Below are 3,172 nucleotides of genomic sequence, written 5' to 3'. Positions count from 1 at the left end.
ATGTGCCCGCCGGAGCCGCAGCCGTTCCATCGGGGAACTTGCCCGCGCCGATGCCGAGAACGACATCCTGGTAATAGGTGATGAGCTCGGTTAGCAGGTCTTGGTTTGCGATATCCAAGCCACGGATGGGCACGATCTGGTAAGCTGCACCGGAGAGGTTGCCCCCGGTGCGCGGCCGCGCCAGCGTGATCGACGTGTTGCTGTTTACGGATGCGATCTCGAAAGAGCCATGCTCATCGAAGAACTCGACCGCCATGCCCGGCCTGACATTCTCGTTCCACTCAGTACCGACGCCAGTGAGCGCAGTCTGACCGCTGGTGATGCTCACCGTGCCGGTATTGTAAAACGCGACCATTGCTTTCGCTCCTAGGTAATCTGCTCTGTGCTAATCAGGGTCACTTGCTGCCGCAGTTCGTCCTCCAAACTTACGGTCGATGTCAGGCCGCCGACCGAGCGGCTGATGATGCTCACGCGATAGGTAAAATCAGCGGTCCCGCCGGTGTTGTCGGTAAAGCTCGCGCCGCCAGTGATCTGGATGAGGGCCGAGCCGGGTTCCGATGGTCCAAAGCCATCTTCACCCGATGCCGTGCCGTTGAAGGTATAATCACCGACCGTGGTGTAGCTGCCCTCGCCAACCTTCCGCTCGACGCGCAGGACAGCCTGCGGCGTGCCGGTATAGGCAAAGGCGTCGGTGATCTGGACGAGGCGGCGGTATTGGTAGGTTACCCCGATTTGCTTGACGCCGCCGTCTGTGACAAACGGGCCAACGATGATCTCCGCGTTGTTCGCAGTCGAGGTGCCGGTGCCGCTGTTCTTGTAGAAGTTGGAACCCAGGCGCAGGCCGTAAACACCGTCCCCCGTGATATCGAGGTAGAACAGCGCGTCATCCTTGTTGCACCCAGCAATCGGTCCAGACGGGCCGAACCACATGATGAACTCGCTATCGACCCCGAAGCCCGCGCCCTGCACCAGCATGTTGGTGCCGTTGTCCATCACGACCTTGCCGTTTTGCAGGCGAAGGCCGTCCTCGTCGGCGTAGAGGTATTCCTGCCCGGTGTCGGGATCGACCACTGAGAAGGTATCGGAGACGAACGTCGCGTCGATGGTATCTTCTGTGCCGTTCAGCACAAAGCCGCCGATGCGGTTGCCAACCAAGACCTTGGCGCCCCAGCGCGCCTTGAGCCCGTCGATGCTCTCGCCGAACGTGACCAGCGTCGCGGTGTTCTCGCCGACCGTCGTGGTCAGCGTAGAGAGGTCCGACGCGATGAGGCTATCGCCCGCCTGCCAGAGCACGCGCTCGGCGGTGATAGCGCCGGAAATGGCGACCGTGCGCGCTTCAGCTTCATCCGCGAGGCCTGCCGGAAGATCTTCCTCGAGCGTGCCAACGCGGCCGATCGTGTTGCCGAGATCGCTCTCAACCGCATCGACCCGGGTGTTCGTCCCGCCGACCAGCACCTCGGTATCAAGCCGCAGCGTGTCGATGCTCTGGACCAGCGTGGTGTTGTTCTCGATGACGATCCGGTCGAGCTCGCGGATTGAGCCCTCCGCCGCACCGATGCGCAGGCCGAGCGCGAACAAGCTGGACGCCATGCCGCTTTCAAGGTCGGTCAGCTGCGTCACGATTTCCTCGCGCGCGAACGCAATCTGCTGGCTGGCTTGGCGCGCTGCCCGATCGCCGAGAACCAGTCCGCTGATAACGCCATCCTGAAAACGCGCCGCATCCTCTTGCGACCCACGAATGGCGGTCGCCTGGCGCGTGATGAGACCGCGAATCTCGCCATCGCGCTCAACGCTGGCCTCCTCGACAGACGTCACGCGCGCATCGACCGTATCGACCGCCTCCTCGCGGTCGGTGATTTCCTGCGTAAGCGCCGCGCTGACCTCGCTGATCGTCGTGGACAGCGCGCCGGTCTCATCGGTCACAACCTGCGCCAGAGCGTCGATATTGCCCTGCAGCGTGCCGACCCCGGTATCGAACTGCGCCTCGAGATTGGTCAGCGATTGCGCCAGTGACCCGAACTGGTTGGAGCGCGTGACGATCTCGGTCGCAATCGAGCTTTCCGCCGCGCCGACCCGGGTCTGCAGCGCCACGGCAAACCGCGCTTGCGCCTCGCCTTCCTCGGTGATGCGTGCGCCCAGCTCGTTCCGCGCCGCAGCAATCGCGGCCACCTGATCGCGCTTGGCCCGATCGCCCAGAATGAGCCCCAGGATGTTCGCATCGGTGAGGTCGTCAACTTGTCGCTGCACAAGGCGGGTGGCGGTGACCGAGTTCGTGATCGAGGCAGCATCGGGAATGGCTTCCAGCTGCGTCTCGGCGTTGGTCACGCGGTCTGCCAGCTCGTCGAACGTGGTGTTGCTGACCTTGAGTGTGATCTCGCCCTGCAGCGCGTCGATGTCGCTCTCGGCAGTGGTCACGCGCCCGCCGAGCAGGTTGAGGTCCACCACCGACGCCTTCGTGATGACCGTGGCGTTCAAGCCGTCGATATCGGTCTCGGCCTGCGTCAGCCGGGTGATGAGCGGGCCAAGCTCCGCCGCCTGCTCGGGGTTGAGCACAGCCAGGATGATCTGCTCGTCGACATAGTTGACGCTGGCCTTGAGGTTGATCGTGGCCTGCTGCGCATCGAGGATGATGCCGACCTCATTGATCCGCTCGCGCGTCTGGTCGATCGCGCTGATGTTCACCGTGCCGTTAACCGGGTCCACATAAACGCCAGCGTCGCGCAGCGTCTGGCGAACGCCGGTTGTCTCGCGCAAGGCCAGCGTGACCGCGCGGCGCAGGCTGTCGAGATCGCTCTCGACCTGCGTGATCGCAGATGCGGGCGCGGTTTCGAGCAGGCGAGGGGTGAGGCGGAATACCTCGACCCGGCCCTCTTGCGATTCATACCCGACGCGGCCGCCCTGCGTGACGCTCAGCGAATCGTTGAGCAGCTGCGCCGGGTCGCGCGGCTCGCCGAACTCGTTTCGCACCGTGCTGACTACGGGACTACCAGGCGTCGGGATGACTGCGCCGCTGTCGTCGATCGCGATGACGATGGGGTTCTCGGCACGGTTGTAGCCAAGGCCGTTATTGGCCAGGACCGGCGCGCTTTCCTCCTCGTCCCAAGCGTAGATCTGGTTCGCTTCCTCGCGTAGCGTGATCGGCACCGTCCCATCGACGCGATGCTCGAGCTCG

At 63.8% G+C, this 3,172-nt stretch carries 1 protein-coding gene and 1 pseudogene; both read right to left on the bottom strand.

The annotated features are described in order from the left end of the window. Positions 1–355, bottom strand: a pseudogene (locus tag AX735_RS00390) (hypothetical protein); the annotation flags it as partial. 11 nt (positions 356–366) lie between these two features. Next, positions 367–3,172: hypothetical protein (locus AX735_RS25485; protein WP_202189469.1), on the bottom strand; the 2,806-nt coding region annotated here is incomplete at its 5' end.

The sequence above is a fragment of the Blastomonas sp. CCH1-A6 genome (assembly GCF_001556365.1).
Classification (GTDB): domain Bacteria; phylum Pseudomonadota; class Alphaproteobacteria; order Sphingomonadales; family Sphingomonadaceae; genus Blastomonas; species Blastomonas ursincola.
This window is presented reverse-complemented; position numbering and strand designations above follow the sequence as displayed.